21 protein-coding genes, 3 tRNA genes and 2 CRISPR repeat arrays are annotated in these 24085 nt (G+C 61.3%); of the genes, 15 read left to right on the top strand and 9 right to left on the bottom strand.

The window, feature by feature from the left end:
- Positions 1-27: 27 nt before the first annotated feature.
- A CRISPR array of direct repeats spans positions 28-329; the repeat unit is 38 nt; unit sequence GTTCTAGCAGGGATCGCGGCGCGGCCCAATCGCAACCA.
- A 55-nt stretch (positions 330-384) separates the two neighbouring features.
- A CRISPR array of direct repeats spans positions 385-1279; the repeat unit is 36 nt; unit sequence GTTCTAGCAGGGATCGCGGCGCGGCCCAATCGCAAC.
- A 213-nt stretch (positions 1280-1492) separates the two neighbouring features.
- Positions 1493-3088, bottom strand: coding sequence for an RNA repair transcriptional activator RtcR (gene rtcR, locus ASD44_RS16430; protein WP_056114354.1), 1596 nt, complete (start codon positions 3086-3088; stop codon positions 1493-1495).
- Positions 3089-3296: 208 nt separating this feature from the next.
- Here rtcR and ASD44_RS16425 point away from each other — a divergent pair, with 208 nt between their 5' ends.
- The 5 genes from ASD44_RS16425 to ASD44_RS16415 all read left to right on the top strand — a co-directional run bounded on the left by ASD44_RS16425 (position 3297) and on the right by ASD44_RS16415 (position 7618).
- Positions 3297-4856, top strand: coding sequence for an RNA-binding protein (locus tag ASD44_RS16425; RefSeq protein WP_056114352.1), 1560 nt, complete (start codon positions 3297-3299; stop codon positions 4854-4856).
- 42 nt (positions 4857-4898) lie between these two features.
- Positions 4899-4982: transfer RNA gene (locus ASD44_RS18455), tRNA-Tyr, on the top strand.
- 329 nt (positions 4983-5311) lie between these two features.
- A tRNA-OTHER gene (locus tag ASD44_RS18450) sits at positions 5312-5387 on the top strand.
- Positions 5388-5716: 329 nt separating this feature from the next.
- Positions 5717-7123 carry an RtcB family protein gene (locus ASD44_RS16420; RefSeq protein WP_200946425.1) on the top strand — a complete coding sequence of 469 codons (1407 nt, stop codon included), beginning with the start codon at positions 5717-5719 and terminating at the stop codon, positions 7121-7123.
- Positions 7124-7165: 42 nt separating this feature from the next.
- On the top strand, positions 7166-7618 hold the full coding sequence (locus ASD44_RS16415; RefSeq protein WP_156459870.1) for a hypothetical protein: 453 nt from the start codon (positions 7166-7168) through the stop codon (positions 7616-7618).
- Positions 7619-8105: 487 nt separating this feature from the next.
- Here ASD44_RS16415 and ASD44_RS16410 read toward each other — a convergent pair.
- Together ASD44_RS16410 and ASD44_RS16405 are read right to left on the bottom strand one after the other, a co-directional pair.
- Positions 8106-8182: transfer RNA gene (locus ASD44_RS16410), tRNA-Arg, on the bottom strand.
- A 189-nt stretch (positions 8183-8371) separates the two neighbouring features.
- Positions 8372-9880 (bottom strand): HAMP domain-containing sensor histidine kinase, encoded by a 1509-nt coding sequence (locus ASD44_RS16405; protein ID WP_056114346.1) that lies wholly within the window; start codon positions 9878-9880, stop codon positions 8372-8374.
- Between the two features lie 289 nt (positions 9881-10169).
- On the opposite strand from ASD44_RS16405, the gene rpmH reads away from it, so the two are divergent.
- The 5 genes from rpmH to yihA all read left to right on the top strand — a co-directional run bounded on the left by rpmH (position 10170) and on the right by yihA (position 13981).
- On the top strand, positions 10170-10304 hold the full coding sequence (gene rpmH / locus ASD44_RS16400) for a 50S ribosomal protein L34 (RefSeq protein WP_008833937.1): 135 nt from the start codon (positions 10170-10172) through the stop codon (positions 10302-10304).
- 34 nt (positions 10305-10338) lie between these two features.
- Positions 10339-10671, top strand: coding sequence for a ribonuclease P protein component (gene rnpA / locus ASD44_RS16395; RefSeq protein WP_200946424.1), 333 nt, complete (start codon positions 10339-10341; stop codon positions 10669-10671).
- 21 nt (positions 10672-10692) lie between these two features.
- Positions 10693-12498: a membrane protein insertase YidC gene (gene yidC / locus ASD44_RS16390; RefSeq protein ID WP_056114341.1), complete on the top strand. Its 1806-nt coding sequence runs from the start codon at positions 10693-10695 to the stop codon at positions 12496-12498.
- Positions 12499-12686: 188 nt separating this feature from the next.
- Positions 12687-13325 carry a CatB-related O-acetyltransferase gene (locus tag ASD44_RS16385; RefSeq protein ID WP_056114338.1) on the top strand — a complete coding sequence of 213 codons (639 nt, stop codon included), beginning with the start codon at positions 12687-12689 and terminating at the stop codon, positions 13323-13325.
- A complete protein-coding gene (gene yihA / locus ASD44_RS16380; RefSeq protein ID WP_056114335.1) occupies positions 13322-13981 on the top strand; it encodes a ribosome biogenesis GTP-binding protein YihA/YsxC in 660 nt (219 codons plus the stop codon). The genes ASD44_RS16385 and yihA overlap by 4 nt, the downstream gene beginning before the upstream one ends.
- Before the next feature lie 5 nt (positions 13982-13986).
- On the opposite strand, the gene ASD44_RS16375 is transcribed toward yihA, so the two are convergent.
- A complete protein-coding gene (locus tag ASD44_RS16375; RefSeq protein ID WP_056114331.1) occupies positions 13987-14718 on the bottom strand; it encodes a TetR/AcrR family transcriptional regulator in 732 nt (243 codons plus the stop codon).
- Between the two features lie 120 nt (positions 14719-14838).
- Here ASD44_RS16375 and ASD44_RS16370 point away from each other — a divergent pair, with 120 nt between their 5' ends.
- On the top strand, positions 14839-16011 hold the full coding sequence (locus ASD44_RS16370) for an HlyD family secretion protein (protein ID WP_056114328.1): 1173 nt from the start codon (positions 14839-14841) through the stop codon (positions 16009-16011).
- A 21-nt stretch (positions 16012-16032) separates the two neighbouring features.
- Complete coding sequence (locus ASD44_RS16365; protein WP_056114326.1) at positions 16033-17625, top strand: DHA2 family efflux MFS transporter permease subunit; 1593 nt, start codon at positions 16033-16035, stop codon at positions 17623-17625.
- A 171-nt stretch (positions 17626-17796) separates the two neighbouring features.
- Here the strand turns inward: ASD44_RS16365 and msrB are convergent, their stop codons facing one another.
- The 4 genes from msrB to ASD44_RS16345 all read right to left on the bottom strand — a co-directional run bounded on the left by msrB (position 17797) and on the right by ASD44_RS16345 (position 20445).
- Positions 17797-18300, bottom strand: a complete 504-nt coding sequence (msrB, locus tag ASD44_RS16360; protein ID WP_056114323.1) for a peptide-methionine (R)-S-oxide reductase MsrB — start codon at positions 18298-18300, stop codon at positions 17797-17799.
- A 126-nt stretch (positions 18301-18426) separates the two neighbouring features.
- A complete protein-coding gene (locus tag ASD44_RS16355) occupies positions 18427-18984 on the bottom strand; it encodes a fasciclin domain-containing protein (protein ID WP_056114320.1) in 558 nt (185 codons plus the stop codon).
- 208 nt (positions 18985-19192) lie between these two features.
- Positions 19193-19909 (bottom strand): anti-sigma factor, encoded by a 717-nt coding sequence (locus tag ASD44_RS16350; RefSeq protein WP_156459869.1) that lies wholly within the window; start codon positions 19907-19909, stop codon positions 19193-19195.
- The gene (locus tag ASD44_RS16345) at positions 19906-20445 is read right to left on the bottom strand and encodes a sigma-70 family RNA polymerase sigma factor (RefSeq protein ID WP_056114314.1); all 540 of its coding nucleotides are present in this window, start codon (positions 20443-20445) and stop codon (positions 19906-19908) included. The genes ASD44_RS16350 and ASD44_RS16345 overlap by 4 nt, the downstream gene beginning before the upstream one ends.
- Before the next feature lie 169 nt (positions 20446-20614).
- On the opposite strand from ASD44_RS16345, the gene argB reads away from it, so the two are divergent.
- The gene (argB, locus tag ASD44_RS16340; protein WP_056114311.1) at positions 20615-21508 is read left to right on the top strand and encodes an acetylglutamate kinase; all 894 of its coding nucleotides are present in this window, start codon (positions 20615-20617) and stop codon (positions 21506-21508) included.
- 58 nt (positions 21509-21566) lie between these two features.
- On the opposite strand, the gene ASD44_RS16335 is transcribed toward argB, so the two are convergent.
- Entirely contained in the window at positions 21567-22328 is a 762-nt protein-coding gene (locus tag ASD44_RS16335) for a GGDEF domain-containing protein (protein WP_056114307.1), read from the bottom strand.
- A 164-nt stretch (positions 22329-22492) separates the two neighbouring features.
- On the opposite strand from ASD44_RS16335, the gene ASD44_RS16330 reads away from it, so the two are divergent.
- Both ASD44_RS16330 and ASD44_RS16325 read left to right on the top strand, forming a co-directional pair.
- Positions 22493-23200 carry a pyrimidine 5'-nucleotidase gene (locus tag ASD44_RS16330; protein WP_056114304.1) on the top strand — a complete coding sequence of 236 codons (708 nt, stop codon included), beginning with the start codon at positions 22493-22495 and terminating at the stop codon, positions 23198-23200.
- Positions 23197-24081: a DUF817 domain-containing protein gene (locus ASD44_RS16325; RefSeq protein ID WP_056114299.1), complete on the top strand. Its 885-nt coding sequence runs from the start codon at positions 23197-23199 to the stop codon at positions 24079-24081. Before ASD44_RS16330 ends, ASD44_RS16325 begins: the two co-directional genes overlap by 4 nt.
- Positions 24082-24085 lie beyond the last annotated feature (4 nt).

Below are 24085 nucleotides of genomic sequence, written 5' to 3'. Positions count from 1 at the left end.
ACTACTCGCTGGACCATGTTCGCTTCCGTTCTAGCAGGGATCGCGGCGCGGCCCAATCGCAACTCAACGGGTAAGTTGGAAAAAAGTGGAAAAGTTCTAGCAGGGATCGCGGCGCGGCCCAATCGCAACCAGTACACCTGCTATAATATGCCGGTGACGGTTCTAGCAGGGATCGCGGCGCGGCCCAATCGCAACCATGCCTCCGAAACAGGGCCGTGGCAAAGAGTTCTAGCAGGGATCGCGGCGCGGCCCAATCGCAACCATGCGAAGTCGACAGCGTCGACCAGCGCGGTTCTAGCAGGGATCGCGGCGCGGCCCAATCGCAACCAGTCGGCTTCATGCTGCGCGGCGAGCTTNACTACTCGCTGGACCATGTTCGCTTCCGTTCTAGCAGGGATCGCGGCGCGGCCCAATCGCAACGATCCCGCCGCGCAGCAATTGCTTGGATGAGTTCTAGCAGGGATCGCGGCGCGGCCCAATCGCAACCGGCCCGCTGATCTGGGTCGCGAATGACGGGTTCTAGCAGGGATCGCGGCGCGGCCCAATCGCAACGGGTAGCCGCAATGATCTGCCAAGCAGGCCGTTCTAGCAGGGATCGCGGCGCGGCCCAATCGCAACTAAAATCGACTTCATATATCCCGCTATTGAGTTCTAGCAGGGATCGCGGCGCGGCCCAATCGCAACTTGAGGATGTTGCGGAGGATAGCCTGCTCTGTTCTAGCAGGGATCGCGGCGCGGCCCAATCGCAACTTTTGCTGTGTTGCAACACGGGGACGCAAAGTTCTAGCAGGGATCGCGGCGCGGCCCAATCGCAACAACTATGACGGCGCAACGAAGCCGGTTCTGGTTCTAGCAGGGATCGCGGCGCGGCCCAATCGCAACGTGATCAACAAGGCGGCGCGCACCGGCCGCGTTCTAGCAGGGATCGCGGCGCGGCCCAATCGCAACCCCTATGGCCGATGAGAAAAAGGAGCTGGAGGTTCTAGCAGGGATCGCGGCGCGGCCCAATCGCAACACGTGCTGTTTTGTATAGGTGCAACCATGGGTTCTAGCAGGGATCGCGGCGCGGCCCAATCGCAACCTGCTGGATGTTCTTGACCCAGCGGAGGTTGTTCTAGCAGGGATCGCGGCGCGGCCCAATCGCAACGATAGTCATCCGCAGAAGGATACGATTTTGGTTCTAGCAGGGATCGCGGCGCGGCCCAATCGCAACTTGGCTGGAGAGAGGGATGCGAGGGCCACCGTTCTAGCAGGGATCGCGGCGCGGCCCAACCGTAAGGCGCGCGGCGACCGGCTTGTCTCCAATATGCCCTACCGCCATTGGAAGCCCCTCAGGTTGGCGCTCGAACAGTTCGGTGGCGACATTACAAACGTGCCGTCGATGGATATTTGGAACTCGGGCACCGAAAGCGAGAGGGACTTCCGCGCCCAAAAAGGTAGTGAGTGCAAACTATTTGGGACGTCCTCAACCAGATCACCTGCCTAATTAAGCTTACCTTACCGCATCGAAATCCAGCCCGAACCGCAAAAGGTATTTGCGTAGGCGGTCGGCATCGTTGCCGCTGGCCTTTTGAAGGCGGGAGACAGCGAAGAGCTTGCGACCCGCGGCACTGACAGTGGTGCTTTCGCGACAGACGTCGATCACAGTCGCCAGTTGAGCACGATCGAAGAGGTCGATCTCTTCGACGCGGTCCACGCCAAGGATAGCCCGCAGTAAACTATCCGTGGAAACGTCCTCTCCGGCCGACGCCCAGAGCAACCGGAGGCGCTCGATCTCGTCTCGCACGGTTTCCTCGTTGATGCGGCCCTGCGGCGCCAGTGTCGCCATGCGCGTCACCGATGCGGACAGGTCACGGAAGTTTGCGCGCCAGGTCGCATCCGACGCCATCGCGAAAGCGAGATAACGATCGCGCGCTTCCTTGTTGAAAGTCACGTTCTGCCCTTCCCGCTCGGAGAAGCGCTTGAGCTCGAATTCCAGGTTCGGCTCGATATCTTCGCGGCGGTCCTTCAAGGCCGGCAGTCTGAAGGTCCAGAGGTTCAATCGCGCGAACAGGTCTTCTCGAAAACGGCCTTCGGCAACAGCGATCGAGAGATCGGTGTTCGTTCCAGCCAGCAACTGGAAGTCCGATGCGACATCCTGATCAGACCCAACCGGCAGGAAGCGCTTCTCCTCGATTGCCCTCAGGCACATCGCCTGCTCGTCAGATCCAAGCTCGCCGATCTCGTCGAGGAACAAGACGCCCTTGTCGGCCGATTTCATCAGCCCGCCGCGGGCGGTCTGCGCGCCGGTGAAGGCGCCTTTGACATGGCCAAACAGCGTCGACATCGCCTGGTCGCCGCGCAGCGTCGCGCAGTTCACCTCGACGAAGGCGCCGGTGACCTGGTGCTGGGCCTTCTTCAATTCGAAGATGCGCTTGGCAAGCTGCGACTTGCCCGCTCCTGTCGGACCGGTCAACAATACCGGCGCACGAGAGCGGATGGTGACCTTCTCGATCTGGTCGATCATGGCGTTGAACGACGCGTTGCGCGTGGCAATGCCCGATTTCAGGAAGGATTTGGCTTCCTCGCGCTCGGCGGCAAAGCGCGTTGCGATTGCGTCGTAGCGCGACAGGTCCAGATCGATGATCGAATGGCTGCCGGCGAAATTGCCACCCTCACCGCGATCCTTCGGCGGAGACAACTGCAACAGCCGTGCGGGGATGAAATGCGCTTCGGTGAGCAGAAACCAGCAGATTTGCGCGACATGCGTGCCGGTGGTGATGTTGACGAGATAATCCTCGCGGTCGCTATCGAAGACGTAGCCGCGCGCGAATTCGTGCAGCTTGGTGTAGACCTCGCTGAAATCCCACGGATCCTTGAAGTCGATCACATGCGGGCGCACCTCGGTTGCGGGTGAAACCTCGGCAATCTCGGTGATCACCTGCGTGGCCAGGCCCGCCGCCGAGCCGGAGCCGTGGATCAGGTCCAGCCGATCGATGAAAAGACCAGGCTGCTGACATAGCGCAACCGTGGGCCGCCAGCGCTGCCGTCCACCTCGCCCCATGTCGAGAGTGGTTCCGAGAAATCCGATGGCGACACGGCGACGCATAGATTATCCAAAAATCTAAAACATTATCCTTTCATATCATAGATTCTTCGCAATCTCAACCAGGCAATTTTTCGCCAACTTCGCTCCGGAATTTTTTATAGCAATAAAAACATTGGTTTACAGCTTTTCTTCCCGAAGTTTGTCTGATGCCGGGCCAAGTTGGCACGCAACTTGGAATGTAGAGGGCGTCAACAGAAGGATGAGAGAGATGGCAAACAAATCCGTGTTTGCGACGATAAAGGGAAAGCTGCTCCCGCGCGCTGACGCCATGAACCATGAAGGCGCACAGGCCTACCGCCTGACGCCGCACCAGGCTCTGGCGCAGTTGGCGTCGACGGGAACGTTCAACGCGACCTTCTATGCCGAGGCGCGGGAGCAGATGGATGAGGTCCTGAAGCTTGCCTGGCAGGTTGAGCCGGAATTCCTGGCCAAGACTGCCGTGCATGCCTATGAGACCGGCTACATGAAAGACATGCCGGCTGTGCTGCTGTCGGCGCTGTCCATGATGCAGGGCGATGCGTTCGAGCGCGCTTTCGTCCGGATCGTGAAAAACGGCAAGATGCTGCGCAACTTCGTGCAGGTCATGCGGTCCGGGGCGGTTGGGCGAAAGTCGCTCGGAACGCGGCCGAAGCGGCTTGTGCTCAAATGGCTCGAGCGTGCCTCGGATCTCGAGATCATGCGGGCGGCGGTCGGTAACGACCCGTCGCTGGCCGATGTCGTGAAGATGGTGCACCCGAAGCCGGCTTCGGCTTCCCGTGCGGCGCTTTACGGCTATCTCATCGGCAAGCCGCACAATGTTCTGGCCCTGCCGGATCTCGTGAAGGCCTTCGAGGCCTTCAAGCGCGATCCGTCACTGCCGGTGCCCGAGGTGCCTTTCCAGATGTTGACCACGATGCCGCTGACGAAACCGCATTGGGTGCAGATCGCCGAGACAGCCGGATGGCAGATGCTGCGGCAGAACCTGAACACCTTCGCGCGCAATGGCGTGTTCGAGGTGGAGGGGTTTGCCGAGAAGCTGGCCGCACGGCTAAGCGATCCGACGGAGGTGAAGCGCGCCCGCGTCTTCCCCTACCAGCTGATGGTGACCTTCACGAGCCTTGTGGAGGAAGTGCCAGGCGTCGTTCGGAACGCGTTGCAGGATGCGATGGAAATCGCGCTGAGCAACGTGCCAATGGTGGACGGCTGCGTGGTGGTTGCGCCCGACGTGTCGGGCTCGATGGGTTCATCCGTGACCGGACGCCGGAAAGGCGCGACTTCGGCCGTGCGCTGCATCGATGTGGCTGCCCTGGTGGCTGCCGCCCTGCTGCGACGTAATCCGACGGCGAGGATAATGCCGTTCGAGAATGATGTGGTGGATATCCATCTCAACGCGCGCGACACGGTGATGACCAATGCGCAGAAACTTGCCGCGATCGGTGGCGGCGGAACCAACTGCTCGGCTCCGCTCGCCCGCCTCGTCAAGGAGCGCGCCAAGGTCGATCTCGTCGTGTTCGTGTCGGACAACCAGTCCTGGGTCGATGGAACGTCGCATCCGCATCAGGGCACCGCGACGATGCAGGAATGGCGCAAGCTCAAGGGATTGAACCCCGGGGCGAAGCTGGTCTGCATCGACATCCAGCCCTACGACACGGCTCAGGCCAAGCCGGAGGCCGACGTGCTCAATGTCGGCGGGTTCTCCGATCGCGTCTTCGACGTGGTGGTAACCATGCTCTCCTCGAAGGGCGACCCGGACCATTGGGTCCGCACCATCGAGGCGGTCGATTTGTAAGAAGTGTCCCGGCGGGTGCGCCTGCCGGGACCGCAGGGAAGAAATTCAAACAGGCATGACGAATGCCGATGGAACTACAGGCTGTAACCCTCCGTGTCGCGGGTTCGAATCCCGCCGGGACCGCCATATGGTCCCGTAGCTCAGTGGATAGAGCAGGTGCCGATCCGAAAGATCGGCGATGTTTCATCATTCTTGTCGTCATGGGTTGGATTGGAGAAAATGGAGGAAAGATTTGGACGTGACGGATGCCGGTGAAACTACAGCTTAAGGTGCTCCATACGCAGGTTCGATTCCTGCCGTGCTCTTACCGAGCATGTGGCCGAGTGGTCAGGCAGGAAACGTTTCACCATTACTAGCCGTCACGACCTGATTATTTCCAAGGTAAATGCCGGCAAAGATCAAGGCTAATGCAGTAAGCGTCTTGTCAATTTTTGCCACCGGTTCACGGAGCGAATGCAGGTGGGACTACATGGATAGAGCGTCCGTCTCTTCGGAAACGGGAGGTCGAGTGTTCGAGGCACTCCGTCTGCATGAGCAGGCAGTAGCTCAGAAATGTCTCACCGCCACTTGTCGCTTCACACACAGGCAGGACGAATGACTGCGAAACTACATGGGGTATTGGCGGTTCGAGTCCGCCCGGCGATTTTCGCCGAACTGTTTCGCAAAGTGTTGTCGTCCGCCTCCGGCTAGATGACGGATGCAGGTGGGACTACAGGCAGACGCAGCCCGCATATGCTGGTGCCGAAAGGCGTGAAGGTTCATGTCCTTCCTTCGCGGTTGTCCGTGAAGTGGCGGAAACAAAGTCTTGCCAACTCTAGCCGTCATTCGGCTATCAACATTGATTGAAGTGGAAGAAAGTCATGGTTGAAGTTTTGAGCGGACAGGATCTGATCGACGCCGGACTGGCGCAAGGCCGCTGGTTCGGCAAGGCGCTCGCCGAGGCGAATGCCGTGCTGGAGCGTGGCGGCACGATGGATCAGGCGCTGCAGGTGGCGCAGGGCTTCGCTCCCCCGCCAACGATCGCACTTCATGATGCCGGTTCTGTGCCCTTTTACATGAACATCCGGGCTGACAATGCCGAAGAAGCGGCCAATGTCGAGGCGGTGACGAAGAGCATGGTCGAGCTGATGCGCACGCCCGTCATCCGTGCTGGCGCCATCATGCCGGACGCCTGTCCGGCCGGGCCTTCCGGCACGATTCCGGTAGGCGGTGTCGCGGTCTCCGAAGCCATCCACCCCGGTATGCACTCAGCCGATATCTGCTGCTCGATGGCGATCTCGACCTTTCCGGGGGTAGCGCCAGCGGCACTGCTCGACGCTGCCCAAGCCGTAACGCATTTCGGACCCGGTGGGCGTCCACGTGGACAGCAGTTCCGGCCCTCGCAGGCAATTGCGGATCGTTTCGACCGCAATCCTCTCCTGAAGGATATTATGAGCGCTGCGATCGAACATCTTGGTACACAGGGCGATGGCAATCATTTCGCCTATGTCGGCACGTTGAAGTCGACTGGCGAAACCGCGTTGGTAACGCATCATGGATCGCGATCGCCCGGCGCCAGGCTCTACAGCAAGGGAATGAAGATCGCCGAGGGTTACCGCAAGCAGCTCTCTCCCGAAACCTTGCCGCAGAATGCCTGGATTCCCGCCGATAGCCGGGAAGGCGATGACTATTGGGATGCGCTGCAGACCATCCGCGCGTGGACGAAGGCCAACCATGAGCTCATCCATGACTTGGCCGCACAACGTGTGTCGGCCAAGGTCGCGGACCGTTTCTGGAACGAACACAACTTCGTCTTCAGGCGTTCTGACGGCTTGTTCTACCACGGCAAGGGCGCGACGCCGGCCTTCGACAACTGGGCCGACGATGCCACGGATCTGACCCTGATTCCGCTCAACATGGCAGAGCCGGTGCTAATCGCCCGCGGCAAGAACGCTCCGAATGGCCTGGGCTTCTCGCCGCATGGCGCCGGGCGCAATTTCTCGCGCACGCAACATCGAAGGCTGAAGGCAGGGCGGACAAACGAGGAGATTTTCGCCGAGGAGACCAAGGGCATCGACGCGCGCTTCTTCTGCGGGATCACCGACATCTCTGAACTGCCGAGCGCCTACAAGAACGCATCCGCCGTGCGGCAGCAGATCGAGCACTACGATCTCGCCGAGATCGTAGATGAAGTTCTGCCCTACGGTTGCATCATGGCCGGCGACTGGGAAGTGAACGCGCCCTGGCGCAAGAAGAAGCAGCGCCAGGAAACGCCGAACGCGGCCTGACGAACATTTTCCTGCGGGATGCGGATCGTCCCGCAGGGCCTTTTGGGTATTCCGCGTGCTGACCGGGATCTCGCGGCGCGCCGTTGGATGCCGGTCGGCCGGGCGATGAAGGCCGAGATGACAGCTCAGTTCGTCACCGACGCCCTCATCATGGCGATCTGGCGCATGCTCACGAAAGTCGAGGCAAAGTTCGGCACGCTGCCCATCCCGGCGCTTGATGATCCGCGAGTGCGGCAGGATTTCATGTCATGGCGTGCCGAGGTCGCGAGGTCTTCCGGAGATCGCGAGGCCGACAATCGCCTCAGCGATATCTCGGCCATGCTTTCCTGGGCGAGAGACAGTGGTCGCATGACAGCCAGCCACGTTGCCGGCTTCCGTCGTTTTCACAAGTCCGATCGCTCAGAGAAGATCTGGCTTCCGCAGGACATCGAGCGCCCTGGTGGAGCTGCAGCGGGCACTGATCCTGGCGCTGCACACCGGCCAAAGGCAGGGTGACCTGCTGCGACTTGCGTGGACGAACTACGACGGACATCTGATCTCACTGCGGCAGGGAAAGACGAACCGCCGGGTCGATATCCCTGCACCGCGGCGTTGAAGCGGATGCTTGATCCCCTGGAGAAGAAGTCGACGGTGGTCCTGGCGACGAAGAGCGGACTGCCCTGGAAGGCGCGCTACTTCAAGGCGCAGTAGGAGGCGGCGACAAGAAGGACGGGATCGAGGACCTGCACTTCCATGATCTGCGGGGAACCGCCGTTACCATGCTGGCGGAGGCAGGCTGCACCACGCCCCAGATTGCCGCTATCACCGGACACTCGTTGAAGACTGTGTCGTCAATTCTCGATCGCTATCTGGCCCGAACCCGCGTCCTGGCGAGCAAAGCAGTCGCCTGGTTCGAGAACGCATCGAGCACGGATTTTGCAAACCGTCTGCAAACCAAGGCGCCGCAGCTGGCCGAAAAAGATGCCAAGTCGTGGAAATGGAATGGCGCGCCCGAAGAGATTCGAACTCCTGACCCCCAGATTCGTAGTCTGGTGCTCTATCCAGCTGAGCTACGGGCGCGCAATGGGTCATGTCTGGACGTGTCGTAAGACAATGTCCGGCACAACCCCGCCAACCGGTTTCGCCAACCGGCTCGCGACGTGAGCAGCTACCTAGCGACTGAACGGGCGAAAAGCAAGCGATCCCGTCAAAAGTTTTGCCGCCGGCTTTCGAATGGATGCCCTTCGCTCGCCGGCTTCAGGATCGGCGTCATCCGGCGCGCTCGCGACGGCCGCGCAAGCCTGAGCGGGCCTGTTCGATATGCACTGGCTGGTCTGGAATGGTGATGGCGAAGACGGTGCGACCGCCCCGGCTTTCAATCAACTCGATCGTGCCGCCATGGGCGCGCACCAGCTCCTGCGCAATCGCCAGTCCCAGTCCGGTGCCGCCGCTGCGGGCCGAGCCGCGGAAAGCGGCGAACAGGTTTTCCCGCGCCTTGGGCGGCAGACCGGGGCCGGTATCGGCCACCAGGATGCGGCTGACGCTGCCTTCGCGCTCAGCCGACACGGTCAACCGGCGCACCACCTCGGGACCGGAATCCGCAGCCATAGCCTGCACGGCATTGCGGCTGAGGTTGGTCAGCACGCGGAACAGCTGGTCGGAATCGGCATCTACCTCCAGCGTCGGATCGACGACGTTGACGAACTCTATGCCGTTTTCCATGTCGAGCAGGCCGTGTACGTCCTCGACAAGCTGATGCAGCCGCAGGCGCCGGCGCGCCGGCGGCGGCTCTTGCGTCCGGCCGTAGGCGAGCACACCTTCCGAATAGGCGACGGCGCGGTCGAGGGCGCGCAGCAGCTTGGGCGCGAAGGATTGCACCGTCGGGTCCTTCACCTGCCGCAGACGATCCGACATCAATTGCGCCGACGCCAGGATGTTGCGCATATCATGGTTGATCTTCGACACGGCGAGCCCCAGATCGGCGAGATGCTTGCGCTCGGCCAGCATTCTCTGCAGCCGCTCCTGCATCTGGGAAAGCTCCCGCTCGGCCACGCCGATCTCGTCGGTGCGCGTGGTCTGCCGGATAATACGGCCTGGATCGTCCGGCGCCTGCGAGAAGGACAGGATGGAACGCGTCATGGAGCGGATCGGCCGGATCATGATGCGGTCGATGGTGGCGTAGACCAGCACCGCCGTGATCAGCGAGATGAGCAGGGATACGAATGCGATGTTGCGCGAATAGACCAGCATGGCGCTGCGCAGCCGGTAGTCCGGCATGATCAGCTCAAACTCCTTGTCGCTGTCGCCGACCGGGCCGTAAACGCGCAGCATGCGGTTGCCGCCGAAGAACAGTGTGTCCAGCGCGCCTTTCATTTCCTCGATCATGCCGGTCTCGTTGACGGCGATATGCTCGTCAACCTGCGGCGGCATGCTCGCAACCACAAGAAGACGCGACACGCCGCCATCGCGCACGGCGATGGCCTTGGCGCCTATGGCCATCAGCACATCGTTCTGCGCGGCCGGTGAAAGCGAGGCGGGGTCGCCCTGTACGAGCACGACGGAGACGGCGGCGGCGGTGCCGAGGCGCTCGTTCAGCCAGCTCATGCGATAGCTGGCGATGGATGGCAGGAAGATGAGGATTTCCGCCAGAAGCACGAAGACAATGGTGAGCAGCAATAGCTTGGTCGACAGGCCGCGCGCCAGCGGCACCGCCTGCGAACCCGTATGCGCGGCTTGCGGCGCGGCGGCGTCCTGGTCGGGGGAAAGATTGTCGCTCATGGGCTCCGGCGAATATATGCCTGTCAAAACAAGAGTAGGTGATTGCGGTGCGATTGCCAATTTGGCCTTTTGGCTGTCCGGATTTTGGCTTTGAGGATGCGCCGGGATTTCGGGCCTCGGCCGGGCGGGCGGCAAGCCGATTGACTTCCAAAATCCTTCTAAATATAAGCCCGCACACGCTCGGGCCATGCAATCCGGCGCGGTTTCGGTCGCGCCAACGCTGCCCGGCAAAGCTCCTGTTACAGTGTGACAGAAACAAGAAGGGCCGCACGCCGCGGTATTAAAACAAATGAAGCGCACCTACCAACCTTCCAAGCTCGTCCGCAAGCGCCGGCACGGTTTTCGCGCGCGCATGGCCACCAAGGGTGGCCGTGGCGTCGTCGCTGCGCGCCGCAACCGTGGCCGCAAGCGCCTCAGCGCCTAAGCGAAAGACGAGATTGTTGCCCGCGAGCGGGCCTATGGGACAAGAACCCGGACGGCTTCTGAAACGCGCGGAATTCCTGGCTGTCCGGCGTGGTGAAAAGCGCCGCGGGCGGCTTTTTCTCGTTGAAGTTCTAAACCGCGGCGACGGCAATGCGCCGCGCGTCGGCTTCACCGTGACCAAGAAGGTGGGCCATGCGGTCGTTCGCAATCGTGTCCGCCGACGGCTCAAGGAAGCCGTGCGCACGCATGCAGCCCATGATATGGCCACCGGCAATGACTATGTAATCGTCGGACGCGACGATGTGCTGTCCATTCCATTCGACCAATTGAAGGCCGAACTCTCCCGCCGTATACGCGGGACCAGGTAGGTCCAGGAACCGAGACCCTCGATGCAAAACAACCGCAACTTCTTCATCACCATCGCGCTGTCGGTGCTGATCCTGACATTGTGGCAGGTGTTCTACATGAACCCGCGCATCGAGTCGCAGCGCGAGGCGACGCGGATCGAGGCGGAGCGTCAGGCCGCAAACAAACCGGCCGAAAGCGCCACGCCGGGCGCGCAGGCGCCTTCGCTGGGCGCGGTACCCAACACAATTCCCGGCACGGACGGCACCACCGAGGCCGGCCGCGACCAGGCGCTGGCCAAGACACAGCGCGTCCGCATCGACACGCCGAGCGTCGAAGGTTCGATCAGCCTGACCGGCGCGCGTCTCGACGATCTGAAGCTCAAGCACTACCGGCTGACGGTCGACGATACCTCGCCGGAGATCGAGCTGCTGAACCCGGCGGAACTGCCCAATGGCTACTATGCCGAGATCGGTTTCGTCGGCAATGAAGCGACGGGAACTGTTCCCGGGCCACAGACCGTGTGGTCGGTAGAAGGCAACCAGACCCTGACGCCGGCGACGCCCGTCACCCTCACCTATACCAATGAGAAGGGTCTTGCCTTCAAGCGCAATATCGCGGTGGACAATGACTATATGTTCACCATTTCCGACACGGTTCAGAATGCCGGCGCGGAACAGGTTACCCTTTCCAACTATGGCCGCGTCACCCGCTTCGACAAGCCGGCCGTCGCCTCGACCTACGTCCTTCACGAAGGCCTGATCGGTGTCACCGGCGAGGAAGGACTGCAGGAATACAAATACGCCAAGGTCGAAGAGAACAAGCAGTACGTTCCCTCCAAATCGACTGACGGCTGGCTGGGCATCACCGATAAATACTGGGCGGTGACGCTGGTGCCGACGGAAAAGCAGCCGTTCCAGCCGCGCTTCGCCTTCTTCGAGGACGGCCGCCATCGCTACCAGTCCGACTTCCTGACCGACCAGATCACCGTTGCCGCCGGCCAATCGGCAACCGTGGAGACCGAGGTCTTTGCCGGCGCCAAGGAAGTCGGCAAGATCAACGCTTATGAACAGGACAGGAAAATCCGCCGCTTCGACCTCTTGATTGACTGGGGCTGGTTCCACTTCATCACCAAGCCGATGTTCTGGCTCATCGACAATCTCTACAAGCTGCTCGGCAATTTCGGCCTGGCTATCATCGCCACCACCGTCATCGTCAAGGCCATCTTCTTCCCGCTCGCCAACAAGTCCTACAAGTCGATGGCGAACATGAAAAAGGTGCAGCCGAAGATGCTGGAAATCCGCGAGAAATACGCGGACGACAAGATGGCGCAGCAAAAGGCCATGATGGAGCTCTACAAGACGGAGAAGATAAACCCGATCGCCGGCTGCTGGCCGGTTCTGGTGCAGATCCCGGTCTTCTTCGCGCTCTACAAGGTGCTCTACATCACCATCGAGATGCGGCACGCGCCGTTCTTCGGCTGGATCCACGATCTTGCCGCGCCCGATCCGACATCGCTGTTCAACCTGTTCGGTCTTATGCCGTGGGCTGTGCCGGCCTTCCTGCATATCGGCATCTGGCCGCTCATCATGGGTGTGACGATGTTCCTGCAGATGCGCATGAACCCGACGCCGCCGGACCCGACGCAGGCGATGGTTTTCACCTGGATGCCCGTCATCTTCACCTTCATGATGGCAGGCTTCCCGGCCGGCCTGGTGATTTACTGGGCTTGGAACAACCTGCTTTCCATTACCCAACAGGGCATCATCATGAAGCGCCAGGGCGTCAAGATCGAGCTCTGGGATAATCTGGCGGGACTGTTCCGAAAAAAACCATCTCCAGCGGAATAGCGCTGCGGCATGAAAAGCCCCGGATCAGCCGGGGCTTTTCTTTTCAGGTGACGCAAACAACAAGCGCGGCTGCTATTTCGAGAACGCAAAGACCGGCCTGGCCGGGAAACCCTGCAAGCAGCCATTGGTGCGAACGGTTGCTTGCGCTATCCTTTTCGTTCCCGCCAATCCACCGGACGGAGCCTGCCATGACCGGACCCAACCCGCACATCAAGCACCCGATACCGATGCATCCACGCGTCGGGTTCCTCAAGGCGCTGGCCAATGCCCCGAATATCGAGATCGGCGACTTTACCTATTTCGACGACCCGGACGGGCCGGACAAGTTCGTCGAGAAATGCGTGCTGCACCATTACCCCTTCATTGGCGACAAGCTGATCATCGGCAAGTTCTGCGCCATCGCCGAGGGCGCGCGGTTCATCATGAACGGCGCCAATCATGCCATGTCGGGCTTCTCGACCTATCCGTTCAATATTTTCGGCCATGGCTGGGAAGAGGGATTCGACATCAAAACCTGGGAAAAGGAAAACCGTGGCGACACGGTGATCGGCAACGATGTGTGGATCGGCATGGAAGCCATCATCATGCCCGGCGTCACGATCGGCCATGGCGCCATCGTCGCCGCGAAGTCCGTGGTGACGCATGACGTGCCGCCCTACGCCATCGTCGCCGGCAATGCGGCGAAGGTGGTCAAGACACGTTTCGACGACCTCACCGTGCGCAAGCTGCTCAAGGCGGCCTGGTGGGACTGGCCCGTCGACAAGATCAGCCGCAACCTCAATGCGATCCGCGGCGCGAACATTTCGGCGCTGGAGGCGGCGTCTTGAACGCGCCCGCGAAGACGGTACTGGACGCCGACCTTTTCACACGGCCCTGGACGTTCATCCGCGGCGTGCCGTCGATGAAATTCCTGCCGCCGGAAGGACCGCCGGAAATCGCCTTCGCCGGTCGCTCCAATGTCGGCAAATCGTCGCTGATCAATGCATTGGTGAACCAGAAGGGACTGGCGCGCACCTCGAACACGCCGGGACGCACGCAGGAGCTGAACTACTTCGTGCCGGACGGCCACTCGGGCGAGGCCGGCGACATGCCGCCGATGGCGCTGGTCGACATGCCAGGCTACGGCTATGCGCAGGCGCCCAAGGAACAGGTCGACCAGTGGACGAAGCTGGTTTTCGATTATCTGAAAGGCCGCGTGACGCTGAAGCGCGTCTATGTGCTGATCGATGCGCGCCACGGGATCAAGAAGAACGACGAGGACGTGCTTTCGCTGCTCGACAAGGCAGCCGTGTCTTACCAGATCGTGTTGACGAAGACCGACAAGATCAAGGCCGTCGGCGTGCCCAAACTGATCGAGGACACGCTCGCGAAAATCAAGCGGCGGGCGGCAGCCTTCCCGATCGTTCTCGCCACCTCGTCGGAAAAGAGCGAAGGACTGGATGAGTTGCGCGCGGCCATCGCGCTGGCCGCGTCGGGCGGATAAGGCCTTCAGGCTTCCTTGCCGGACGCCTTGTTTTGTTGTTCCAGAGCGGCAAGCTTTTCGGTGCCGTATGCCTTCAGGAAGACATCGACGCCAGATCGCACCACATAGCCGATCTCGTCGTTACTCGGCACTTCGGTTCGATAGGCGAAGAGGCACTGGCGAAAGAATTTCGACATGCACAGATCGGTAAACTGGTAAGCCGCCAAGTCGACATCGGCCACGGTCAACAAACCCTTTCCGATGGCCGCTTCGAGAAATTCCACAAGCCGCGCATGTCCACGCCGGGGTCCTCGTTCATAGAAGCGGGCGCCCAGTTCGGGGATGCGATCCGAAACGCCGATGACGGTGCGCTGCGCCAGGATGACTTTGGCCGAGGTGATTTTGGTAGCCAGAGCGATGCCGAACCGCACCAAAGTAACGCGCAAATCGTCGCGATTTTCCAGCGCCTCGTACATGTTCCTGAATATCTCGCCGCGCTCTTCCTCGATCAGCGCCTCAAACAGCTCTTCCTTATTCTGGAAATAGACGTAGATCGTCCCCTTCGACACACCTGCTTCGCGAGTTATGTCGTTCATCGAGGCCGCGTCGAAACCCATATTGATGAAAACCCGGCGGGCGCCGTCTATGATCTGCTTACGCTTGACCGGGTCCTGACCGGCCGCCGGCCGGCCGCCGCGGCGCAGGCTGTCCAACAGCTCATGGCCCTCTTTCCCTGTCAGGTCCTTGTCACCGTCCATGTCAGACTTTCCGAAAATAATTCGAACCGATCGGTTCGATTCACTCTTGATATGGCCTTGGCACCGGGTTATGTCAACGTCGAACCGAACGGTTCGGTATGATTATATCAGAGAGAGCTCATGTCTTCCACCGCCTCCCCCAGTGCCGAAGTCCACGCATTCCCCATCGCCAAGGCCCCGACCATCGAAGCCCCGACGGAAATCGCGCAGCCGGCTGTGGCGGCAGCACCTGCGAAAAAGAAGCGCTCGGTGCGTTCGCTGTTTTTGCCGACCATACTGGTCGCGTTGCTCGGCACCGGCGCTTGGTACGGCCATGGCTACTGGACCGACGGCCGCTTCATGATCTCGACCGACGACGCCTATGTGCAGGCCGACATGGCTTTCGTGTCGCCAAAGATTTCGGGCTATGTCGACAAGGTTCTCGTCACCGAAAACCAGACGGTGAAGGCCGGGGATCCGCTGGTCGCCATCGATCCGGGCGACTATCGCATCGCGGTGGCGCAAACCGACGCTCAGATCGCAACGCAGGGCAAGACGCTGGAGCGCTACGACGCGCAGATCGAAGCGGCGCAGGCTTCGCTCAAGCAGGCCGAGGCGCAGAAGACGTCCGCCAAGGCCGGGGCCGACAACGCCGCGCGCGCGCAGCAGCGGGCGGCCCAGTTGCTGAAGACGCGGGTGGCGACGCAGGCCCAGTTGGATGACGCCAGCACCGCTGTCGAGCAGGCAAATGCGGCATTGGTGGGCGCCGATGCCCAGATCGCCGCCGCCGAGGCCAATATCGGCGTGCTGCGGGCGCAACGCGCCGAAGCCGCCAGTACCCTCGCAACCCTGACGCTCGGCAAGGAAAAGGCCGAGCGCGACTTCTCCTTCACCACCTTGCGCGCGCCGTATGACGGCGTCGTCGGCAATCTGTCGGTGGAACAGGGCGATCTCGTCAGCCCGGGCCAGAAGCTCGCCGTCATCGTGCCGATGGACAAGCTCTATATCGTCGCCAATTTCAAGGAAACGCAACTGGCCCGGCTCGTGCCCGGCGAGAAGGTGCGCCTGTCGGTCGATGCCATGTCCGGCGACGAAATCGAAGGCACCGTCTCGTCGCTGGCGCCGGCCTCGGGCTCGGTGTTCTCGATGCTGCCGCCCGAGAACGCCACCGGCAACTTCACCAAGGTGGTGCAGCGCGTTCCCGTCCGCATCGACGTGCCGCAGGATGTGCTGGAATCCGGACGGCTGCGAGCCGGCCTCAGCGTCGTGGTCGACGTTGACAGCCGGACGGCGCCGCAGACAGCGGCCAACTAGGCGCGAAGGCGGAGCGCGGAGATGTCCACCGCAACGACGATGACGCCATCGGCGGCCCCGCCCGCGGTGCGGGGCGACGAACTCGACATGCGCAAGGTCATCGGCTTCATGGCCATGGTCTTCGGCATGTTCATGGCCATCCTCGACATCCAGATCGTCTCGGCATCGCTGGCCGAAATCCAGGCCGGCCTCAGCGCCAGCTCGGACGAAATCCCGTGGGTGCAGACTGCCTATCTGATCGCGGAGGTCATCATGATCCCGCTGTCGGGCTTCCTGTCGCGAATGCTGTCGACGCGCGTGCTCTTCACCATTTCGGCCGCCGGCTTCACCGCCGCCAGCGCGCTCGCCGCCACCGCCACGAACATCGACCAGATGATCGTCTACCGCGCCATCCAGGGCTTTATCGGCGGCGGCATGATCCCCAGCGTGTTCGCCGCTGCCTACACCATCTTTCCGCCGTCGCGCCGCGCAGTGATCTCGCCGATGATCGGCCTGGTGGCAACGCTGGCCCCCACCATCGGTCCCACCGTCGGCGGATATATCTCTCACGCCATGTCGTGGCACTGGCTGTTCCTCATCAATGTCGTGCCCGGCATCCTGGTCGCCACGGCGGTGTGGACGCTTGTCGATTTCGACAAACCGGACCGCTCCTTGCTGAGGAAATTCGACTGGTGGGGCCTTGCCGGCATGGCGGCGTTCCTCGGCTCGCTGGAATATGTGCTTGAGGAAGGCCCGGCGCATGACTGGCTGCAGGACCAGGTGGTGTTCCTGTTCGCCATCGTCATGTCGATCGGCGCGGTGCTGTTCTTCTGGCGCGCCTTCAAGGCCGAGGAGCCCATTGTCGATCTCAAGGCATTCGCCAACGTCAATTTCGCCTTCGGCTCGCTGTTTTCGTTCGTCATGGGCATCGGCCTCTACGGCCTGACCTATCTCTATCCGATCTTCCTCGGACGCATCCGCGGCTACGATTCGATGATGATCGGTGAGGCGCTGTTTGTTTCCGGCCTCGCGATGTTCCTGACGGCGCCGATCTCCGGCATCCTTTCGCGCAAGCTCGACCCACGGATCATGATGGCGATTGGTTTCCTCGGCTTCGCCGCCGGCACATGGCGCATGACTTACCTGACCGCGGACTGGGATTTCTGGGAGTTGCTGGTGCCGCAGATCCTGCGCGGCGTCTCGATGATGCTGTGCATGGTGCCGATCAACAACATCGCGCTTGGTACGCTGCCGCCGGAACGGCTGAAGAACGCGTCCGGCCTGTTCAACCTGACGCGCAATCTCGGCGGCGCGGTGGGGCTGGCGGTGATCAACACCGTGCTGACCGACCGAAACGCCTTCCACTATGCGCGGCTGGCCGAAAGCGTGCAGTGGGGCAGCGCCGAGGCACAGACGCAGTTTCAGAACATGACGCGGAACTTCGAGACCCATGGTGGCGTCGATGCCGCCACCGCGGCAATGTCGAAGCTTTCGGGCATGGTTCACCAGCAGGCGGCGCTGCTGTCATTCATGGATGTCTTCTATCTCATCACCGTGTTGTTCACCCTGTTGGCGGTGTTCACGATGTTCATCCGCAAGCCACCGGAATCGGCAGGCGGTGGCGGCGGCCATTAGATATACGGCGCCTCGATGACCGATACGCATTGATTATGCAGATGCCGATGGGTCCCTTCCCCACGCCCATCGGATGGATTGCGCTTCCCATACGCGATCCAGAAGGGGTGGAGGCAAATTGCGGCCTCCACCCCTTCAACTCCGATCCTTTGTGAACCGCGGACTTTGCGCTCAGGCGGCGGTGGCGGGCTTGAATGTCAGCGCCACGCCGTTGATGCAATGGCGCAGGCCGGTCGGCTTGGGGCCATCGTCAAAGACGTGGCCGAGATGGCCCCCGCAGCGCCGGCAATGAACCTCCGTGCGGGTCATGCCGAGGGTGGTATCCTCGTTCTTGCCGATAGCGCCGGAAATTTCCTGCCAGAAGCTCGGCCAGCCGGTGCCGGACTCGAACTTCGTCTCAGACGGATAAACCGGCAGGTCGCAGCCGGCGCAGGCGAAAGTGCCCTTGCGGTGCTCGTTGAGCAAAGGGCTTGTTCCGGGATATTCGGTATCTTCATAACGAAGCACCTGGTAGGCAGCCTCGGACAACTGCGCCTTCCATTCCGCATCGGTCTTGACCACCTCGAAAGTTTCGGCCAGCGCCGGTGAAGACATGCCCAGGCGCCAAAGAACGCCGGCGCCTGCCGCGCAGGTGATCGCGCCGGTGCTGCTCAAGAGAAAATCGCGACGGTTCATGATGCTGGTCCTCCTGGCGTCTCTATGCCAAATCCTGCGCATTCCAGGAACTCAAAATCGAGTGAGCATCCCGCGCCGTTTGCGGGCGCAGGATGCTTCTGTTGTTCGCCTGGAGACGGTCCGGTGTTACATCTTCGGCAGAAGAACCTTGTCTACGACGTGGATGACGCCGTTCGATTGCTCGACATCGGCAATGGTCACGTTGGCGACATTGCCGTTCTCATCGGTCACGGTGACCTTGCCGCCATCTGCCTTGAGGGTCAGTTCGCAGCCGCCCACGGTCTTGACCTTGTGCGCGCCGCCATCGTCCTTGACCATCTTCATCACGTCAGCGGACATCGCCTTGGCGCCGACGACGTGACAGGTCAGGATCTTGGTCAGCTTTTCCTTGTTCTCAGGCTTGACCAGCGTCTCGACCGTGCCCTTCGGCAAAGCGTCAAAGGCCTCGTTGGTCGGCGCGAAGACGGTGAAGGGACCCTTGCCCTGCAGCGTCTCGACCAGGCCGGCAGCCTTCACGGCGGCGACCAGCGTGGTATGGTCTTTCGAGTTGACGGCGTTTTCGACGATGTTCTTGTCGGCGAACATCGCGGCGCCTCCGACCTTCGGGTTTTCGGCGTAGGCAACCGTTGCCAGAGCGGACATCGCAACAGTACCGGCGAACAAAAGGGTGGCGAATTTACGCATTGTTTGAATCTCCTCGGGGTTTTTTCTTCCCATTTCTCTGGGCAGATGGAGATACGGATCGAAAAAGCGCTAGTTTCGAACGAGGAAAATTTATTTTTCCAACAAGACTATTTTAAACAAAAAGGCGAACCCGAAAGTTCGCCTTTTTGTTTCTTATTCGACCCTTTTATATCTCAAAAGTCTTTTATCCGCTGATGAGGAGCTCCCGTCATATGCTCTTCAAGTCACCGGCGGCCACGACAGGACCCGTCGGCTGACCGGTCGGCGACCCGCCGGACGGTTCGAGGCTGATCGCCAGCACGGCGCCGGACGACAGCTTCTCTTGCACCTCCGCGCTCAGGGCGATGTGGACCGACGAGCCTGACGGAATGACGCCCATGGACACCGGCGGCTTCTGACCTTCGATCATCCACAATTCGAAGTCGCGGCCGGAGGCCCGCTCACCCGCGACGTGGGAGAGACCAACTTCGTGATGCGCGGCATCATAAACAGCAAGATATTTGACGTCGCTGCCTTCGGCGGCCAGCGAGGCGACGAGACGCACAGGCTCCTGTTCAACTGGCGGATTGACGTAGGGAACCGCGACATAGATGGCCAGCGCGGCAACCGCCGCCGCCGCAAGCCCACGCCAGAACGCCAGGCTGGACCAGAGTCCCGGTTGTGCCGAGGCAGTGCTGCCTGCAGCGAAAAGACGCCGCTCAATGGCCGGCTTGACCGACGCCGGAGGTTCGATCTCGGGATAGGCGGAGGCCAGCGGCGCCAGCCGCACCTCCCATGCATCGACAAGACGCGCGAATTCGGTTTCGGCGTCAGCGCGGCGGCCCGCCGTCTGCCGTTCCTCGGCGGGCAGAACGCCAAGAACGTATTCGGCGGCGAGCATGTCGTCGCCTCCCCGTTCCGGTCCGTTGTCCTGTGCCAGCGTCATCGCTCGAGGCATTCCCTAAGTTTCATCAGGCTGCGGCGCAGCCAGGTTCGCATCGTGTTCAGCGGCACCTTGTGACGTTCCGCCAGTTCGGCATAGCTTTCGCCCTTGAGATAGGCGCCCCGGACGGCCGCCGCCCGGTCTTCTTCCAATTCGTCGAGACAGTGGTAGACGCGCTCGGCTTCGCCGCCCGCTACCGCCGCCGCCTCAGGTCCTGGCGCGGGATCGGCCACATCCAGCGCAGCATCAATATCCGATGCAGGCCTGCGGCGCGCCCGGATACGATCGATCGCATGATTGCGCGCAATCGCCACCAGCCAGGAGATCGGGCTAAGGTCGGAGACGGCAAAGCGGTCGGCCTTCGTCCAAATCTTGACGAAGACCTCCTGCAGAGCCTCTTCGGCATCTCCCCGGTCGTTCAATACACGAAGGCATACGCCGAAAAGTTTCGCGCTCGTCTGCCGATAGAGCAGATCAAACGCGGCCCGATCCTTCATCGAGGTCCGGACGATCAGCTTGGTGATATCCTGTGGCGTCATTGCAGCCAAATTAGGCAATCATCCGGCTTTTGCAACGACCCAGGCGACCGATTTGCAAATCATTCGACATCGGGCCGCATCGCGGGGCGACGTTGTCGCAGTGCGTTGCCCCTGGCGGGAAATCGCGATAAGACGCCGCGACAATCCTATCCTTTGACGGGAAAAGCCGATGACGGACATCGCCGCCACCGCCGAAATGCAGGCCGCTCTGCTGTCCAGGGCCCTGCCCTATATGCAGCGCTACGAGAACAAGACGGTCGTGGTGAAGTATGGCGGCCACGCCATGGGCAACATCGATCTCGGCAAAGCCTTCGCCCGCGACATCGCGCTCTTGAAGCAGTCGGGCGTTAATCCGATCGTCGTCCATGGCGGCGGACCGCAGATCGGCGCCATGCTGAACAAGATGGGTATTGAATCCAAGTTCGAGGGCGGCTTGCGCGTCACCGACGCCAAGACGGTCGAGATCGTCGAGATGGTGCTGGCGGGATCGATCAACAAGGAGATCGTCGCGCTCATCAATGCCGAAGGCGAATGGGCGATTGGCCTGTGCGGCAAGGACGGCAACATGGTCTTCGCCGAAAAAGCCAACAAGACCATGATCGATCCGGACTCCAACATCGAGCGAGTGCTCGATCTCGGCTTTGTCGGCGAGCCTGTCGAAGTCGACCGGACGCTGCTCGACCTGCTCGCCCGCTCCGAGATGATCCCTGTTTTGGCGCCGGTAGCGCCCGGCCGCGATGGCCACACCTACAACATCAACGCCGACACCTTTGCCGGCGCGATCGCTGGCGCGCTGGGGGCAACGCGCCTTCTGTTCCTGACAGACGTTCCCGGCGTGCTCGACAAGGACAAGAAACTGATCGACGAGCTTTCGGTCGCACAGGCCAAGGCGCTGATCCACGACGGCACCATTTCCGGCGGCATGATCCCCAAGGTGGAAACCTGTATCGAGGCCATCGAGCGGGGCGTTGAGGGCGTCGTCATCCTGAACGGCAAGACGCCGCACGCCGTTTTGCTCGAACTGTTCACCGAACATGGCGCAGGCACGCTGATCGTCCCGTAACAGCCGACCGGCAAGCTGTCCGGGCCGAGCCGACATTCGCCGGACGGCAATCCGCGGATCAGGCCGCCTGTGAAATCGTTGGCGGCTCGACAACCACCAGATTTCGGCCGCCGTGCTTGGCCTCGTAAAGACGCAGGTCGGCGCCGCGCATGATTTCCGCCAAGGTCGCGCTTTGCCCGCAGATCGTTCCTCCGATGGAAACAGTCAGCGGAACCGGCGTTCCTTCCGGACTGAACCCGATCGATTCCACTTCACGGCGCACGCGCTCGGCAATGTGCCGTGCTTCCTGGGCGGTCGTCCCGACCAGAAGCGCGCCGAATTCCTCGCCGCCAATGCGGCCAAGAACGTCGCCGGAGCGAAGTCCTCGCTGGATCGCGCTCGAAATCAGACGCAGGGCGTCGTCACCGGCAAGATGGCCGAAGCGGTCGTTGATTGTCTTGAAATGATCGGCGTCGATGATCAGCAGCGCGCCGCGATCCGACTTGCGCCGCGAGCATTCCAGCACCGCGAAGAAACTTTCGCGGTTGAGCAGGCCGGTCATGTCGTCGCGGCTGGCCTTCTCCTCCAGCCTGCGGTGGGCGGCGGCAAGCTGAGCATGGGTGCGGGCGAGTTCGCGGTGGGCTTTCTTTAGCTTTTCTCCCTGCCAGAAGGCGTAGGCGCTGGTCGGCCAGGCGATGGCCAGAGGGCATATGGTGCACAGGAGCAAGGTTCCGGCATCCAGCGCGCCGCCGAGAGCGGGAACAAGAGAGCGGGTAGCGAGGAGAGAAGCGAGGACAGATACAAGCGCAACTATTGCCGATCGTGTCAGAATGCGATTCATTGCGTTCTCCCAAGTCAAGCTCCTGCTTCGCAAACGGCTCTAAACAGGACCTTTCCGGAAAAGCTAAAATTTGAATCGCTGCGCTGCTTTGGTCTCATCCGACCCGCATAGGTTGTGGATAAGAATCCCCCCGCGAACCGACCACTTCGTGTCATAAGAGCCATATGACTCAAGCTCCGAATACCGCAGCCTTCGCCCATGTCACCGATTGGGTGTTCGACCTCGACAATACGCTCTACCCGCATCATTCGAACCTGTTTTCGCAGATCGACGCCAAGATGACGGGGTACATTTCAGAGCTCCTGACCCTGCCGCGCGACGACGCCCGTAAACTTCAGAAAGAGCTCTACAAAGAATATGGAACGACCCTGAACGGTCTGATGCAGCGCTACAAGGTCGATGCCGATGACTTCCTCGAGAAGGTACACGACATCGACTATTCCTGGCTGGTGCCAGACCTGGTTCTGGGCACGGCGATCCGGCAGCTACCAGGCCGGAAGTTCATCTTCACCAATGGCGATCGCAAGCACGCCGAGCGCGCCGCGCGGCAGCTCGGAATCCTGGATCATTTCGACGACATCTTCGACATCGTGGCTGCCGGCCTCACCCCCAAGCCGATGCGGCAGGGCTATGAGAAATTCGCCGCGCTGCATGCCGTGACAGGCCACAAGACGGTGATGTTCGAAGATCTGGCTCGCAATCTCACGGTGCCCAAGGCGCTGGGGATGACCACAGTTCTGGTGGTGCCGCGCAACTTCGAGCCCACCTTCTCCGAAATCTGGGAACGCGACCCCGGCCAGGAAGATCATGTCGATTTCGTCACCGACGATCTCGGCGGCTTCCTCACGGCCATCGTCGACGCCGACGCGTGAACCGCTTCACGTCGCTAGAAGCCGTCATCGATACCGCCGCGCACCGGCTGCTCGACCGGCTGCCGGGCCGCGGGCTTTCGGGTGCCGCGGTCGAGTTTCTGGTATTCGGGCTGAAGCAGGGCTGGGCCTGCCTGTTCGGCGGGGCGATGCTGTTCCTCATCCTGGCGACGAAATTCCTCTGGCCGGAACACGCACCCTTGGCCCGCTACGACTTTCTGTTTCTGGCGGCGCTATCGATCCAGATCGCCATGCTGGGGCTGAAGCTGGAAACACGGGACGAAGCCAAGGTGATCCTTGTCTTCCACATCGTCGGCACGGCGATGGAGCTGTTCAAGACCTCGGCCGGGTCATGGATCTATCCGGAAGACAGCCTGTTCAGGATCGGCGCAGTGCCGCTGTTTTCAGGCTTCATGTATGCGGCGGTCGGTTCCTATCTGGCGCGAATCAGCCGCATCTTCGACATGCGCTACACCCGCTATCCGCCGCTTTGGGCTACCGCCCTGCTGTGCGTAGCGATCTATGTGAATTTTTTCGCCCATCATTTCACCATCGACATCCGCTACGGCCTCTTCGCGGCGACGGCGGTCCTTTATTGGCGGACCACGGTGCATTATCGCGTGTTCCGGTTCCGGCACAGGATGCCGCTGCTGCTCGGCTTCCTGCTGGTGGCGCTGTTCATCTGGTTCGCCGAGAATATCGGCACCTGGTCGCGCGCCTGGATTTATCCCAACCAGAGCGGCGGCTGGACGCCGGTTTCCATCGAAAAGCTCGGCTCCTGGTATCTCCTGATGATCATATCTTTCGTGCTGGTGACGCTGACGCATCGTCCGCGGCCGCTCGAGAGCCCAGATGAAACCCTTGCGGGGGCGCGTGGCGGCTGAAAAC

It is taken from the genome of Mesorhizobium sp. Root554 (assembly GCF_001427025.1).
Lineage (GTDB): Bacteria > Pseudomonadota > Alphaproteobacteria > Rhizobiales > Rhizobiaceae > Mesorhizobium.
This window is presented reverse-complemented; position numbering and strand designations above follow the sequence as displayed.

Excerpts from the sequence above, each read along its gene's own strand:
- yidC (WP_056114341.1), top strand. The coding sequence starts at position 10,693 with ATGCAAAACAACCGCAACTTCTTCATCACCATCGCGCTGTCGGTGCTG.
- ASD44_RS16335 (WP_056114307.1), bottom strand. The coding sequence starts at position 22,328 with ATGAATCGCATTCTGACACGATCGGCAATAGTTGCGCTTGTATCTGTC.
- ASD44_RS16355 (WP_056114320.1), bottom strand. The coding sequence starts at position 18,984 with ATGCGTAAATTCGCCACCCTTTTGTTCGCCGGTACTGTTGCGATGTCC.
- rpmH (WP_008833937.1), top strand. The coding sequence starts at position 10,170 with ATGAAGCGCACCTACCAACCTTCCAAGCTCGTCCGCAAGCGCCGGCAC.
- ASD44_RS16365 (WP_056114326.1), top strand. The coding sequence starts at position 16,033 with ATGTCCACCGCAACGACGATGACGCCATCGGCGGCCCCGCCCGCGGTG.
- ASD44_RS16370 (WP_056114328.1), top strand. The coding sequence starts at position 14,839 with ATGTCTTCCACCGCCTCCCCCAGTGCCGAAGTCCACGCATTCCCCATC.
- ASD44_RS16405 (WP_056114346.1), bottom strand. The coding sequence starts at position 9,880 with ATGAGCGACAATCTTTCCCCCGACCAGGACGCCGCCGCGCCGCAAGCC.
- ASD44_RS16420 (WP_200946425.1), top strand. The coding sequence starts at position 5,717 with ATGGTTGAAGTTTTGAGCGGACAGGATCTGATCGACGCCGGACTGGCG.
- ASD44_RS16375 (WP_056114331.1), bottom strand. The coding sequence starts at position 14,718 with ATGGACGGTGACAAGGACCTGACAGGGAAAGAGGGCCATGAGCTGTTG.
- msrB (WP_056114323.1), bottom strand. The coding sequence starts at position 18,300 with ATGAACCGTCGCGATTTTCTCTTGAGCAGCACCGGCGCGATCACCTGC.
- rnpA (WP_200946424.1), top strand. The coding sequence starts at position 10,339 with ATGGGACAAGAACCCGGACGGCTTCTGAAACGCGCGGAATTCCTGGCT.
- ASD44_RS16330 (WP_056114304.1), top strand. The coding sequence starts at position 22,493 with ATGACTCAAGCTCCGAATACCGCAGCCTTCGCCCATGTCACCGATTGG.
- ASD44_RS16385 (WP_056114338.1), top strand. The coding sequence starts at position 12,687 with ATGACCGGACCCAACCCGCACATCAAGCACCCGATACCGATGCATCCA.
- rtcR (WP_056114354.1), bottom strand. The coding sequence starts at position 3,088 with ATGCGTCGCCGTGTCGCCATCGGATTTCTCGGAACCACTCTCGACATG.
- ASD44_RS16345 (WP_056114314.1), bottom strand. The coding sequence starts at position 20,445 with ATGACGCCACAGGATATCACCAAGCTGATCGTCCGGACCTCGATGAAG.
- ASD44_RS16350 (WP_156459869.1), bottom strand. The coding sequence starts at position 19,909 with ATGACGCTGGCACAGGACAACGGACCGGAACGGGGAGGCGACGACATG.
- ASD44_RS16425 (WP_056114352.1), top strand. The coding sequence starts at position 3,297 with ATGGCAAACAAATCCGTGTTTGCGACGATAAAGGGAAAGCTGCTCCCG.
- argB (WP_056114311.1), top strand. The coding sequence starts at position 20,615 with ATGACGGACATCGCCGCCACCGCCGAAATGCAGGCCGCTCTGCTGTCC.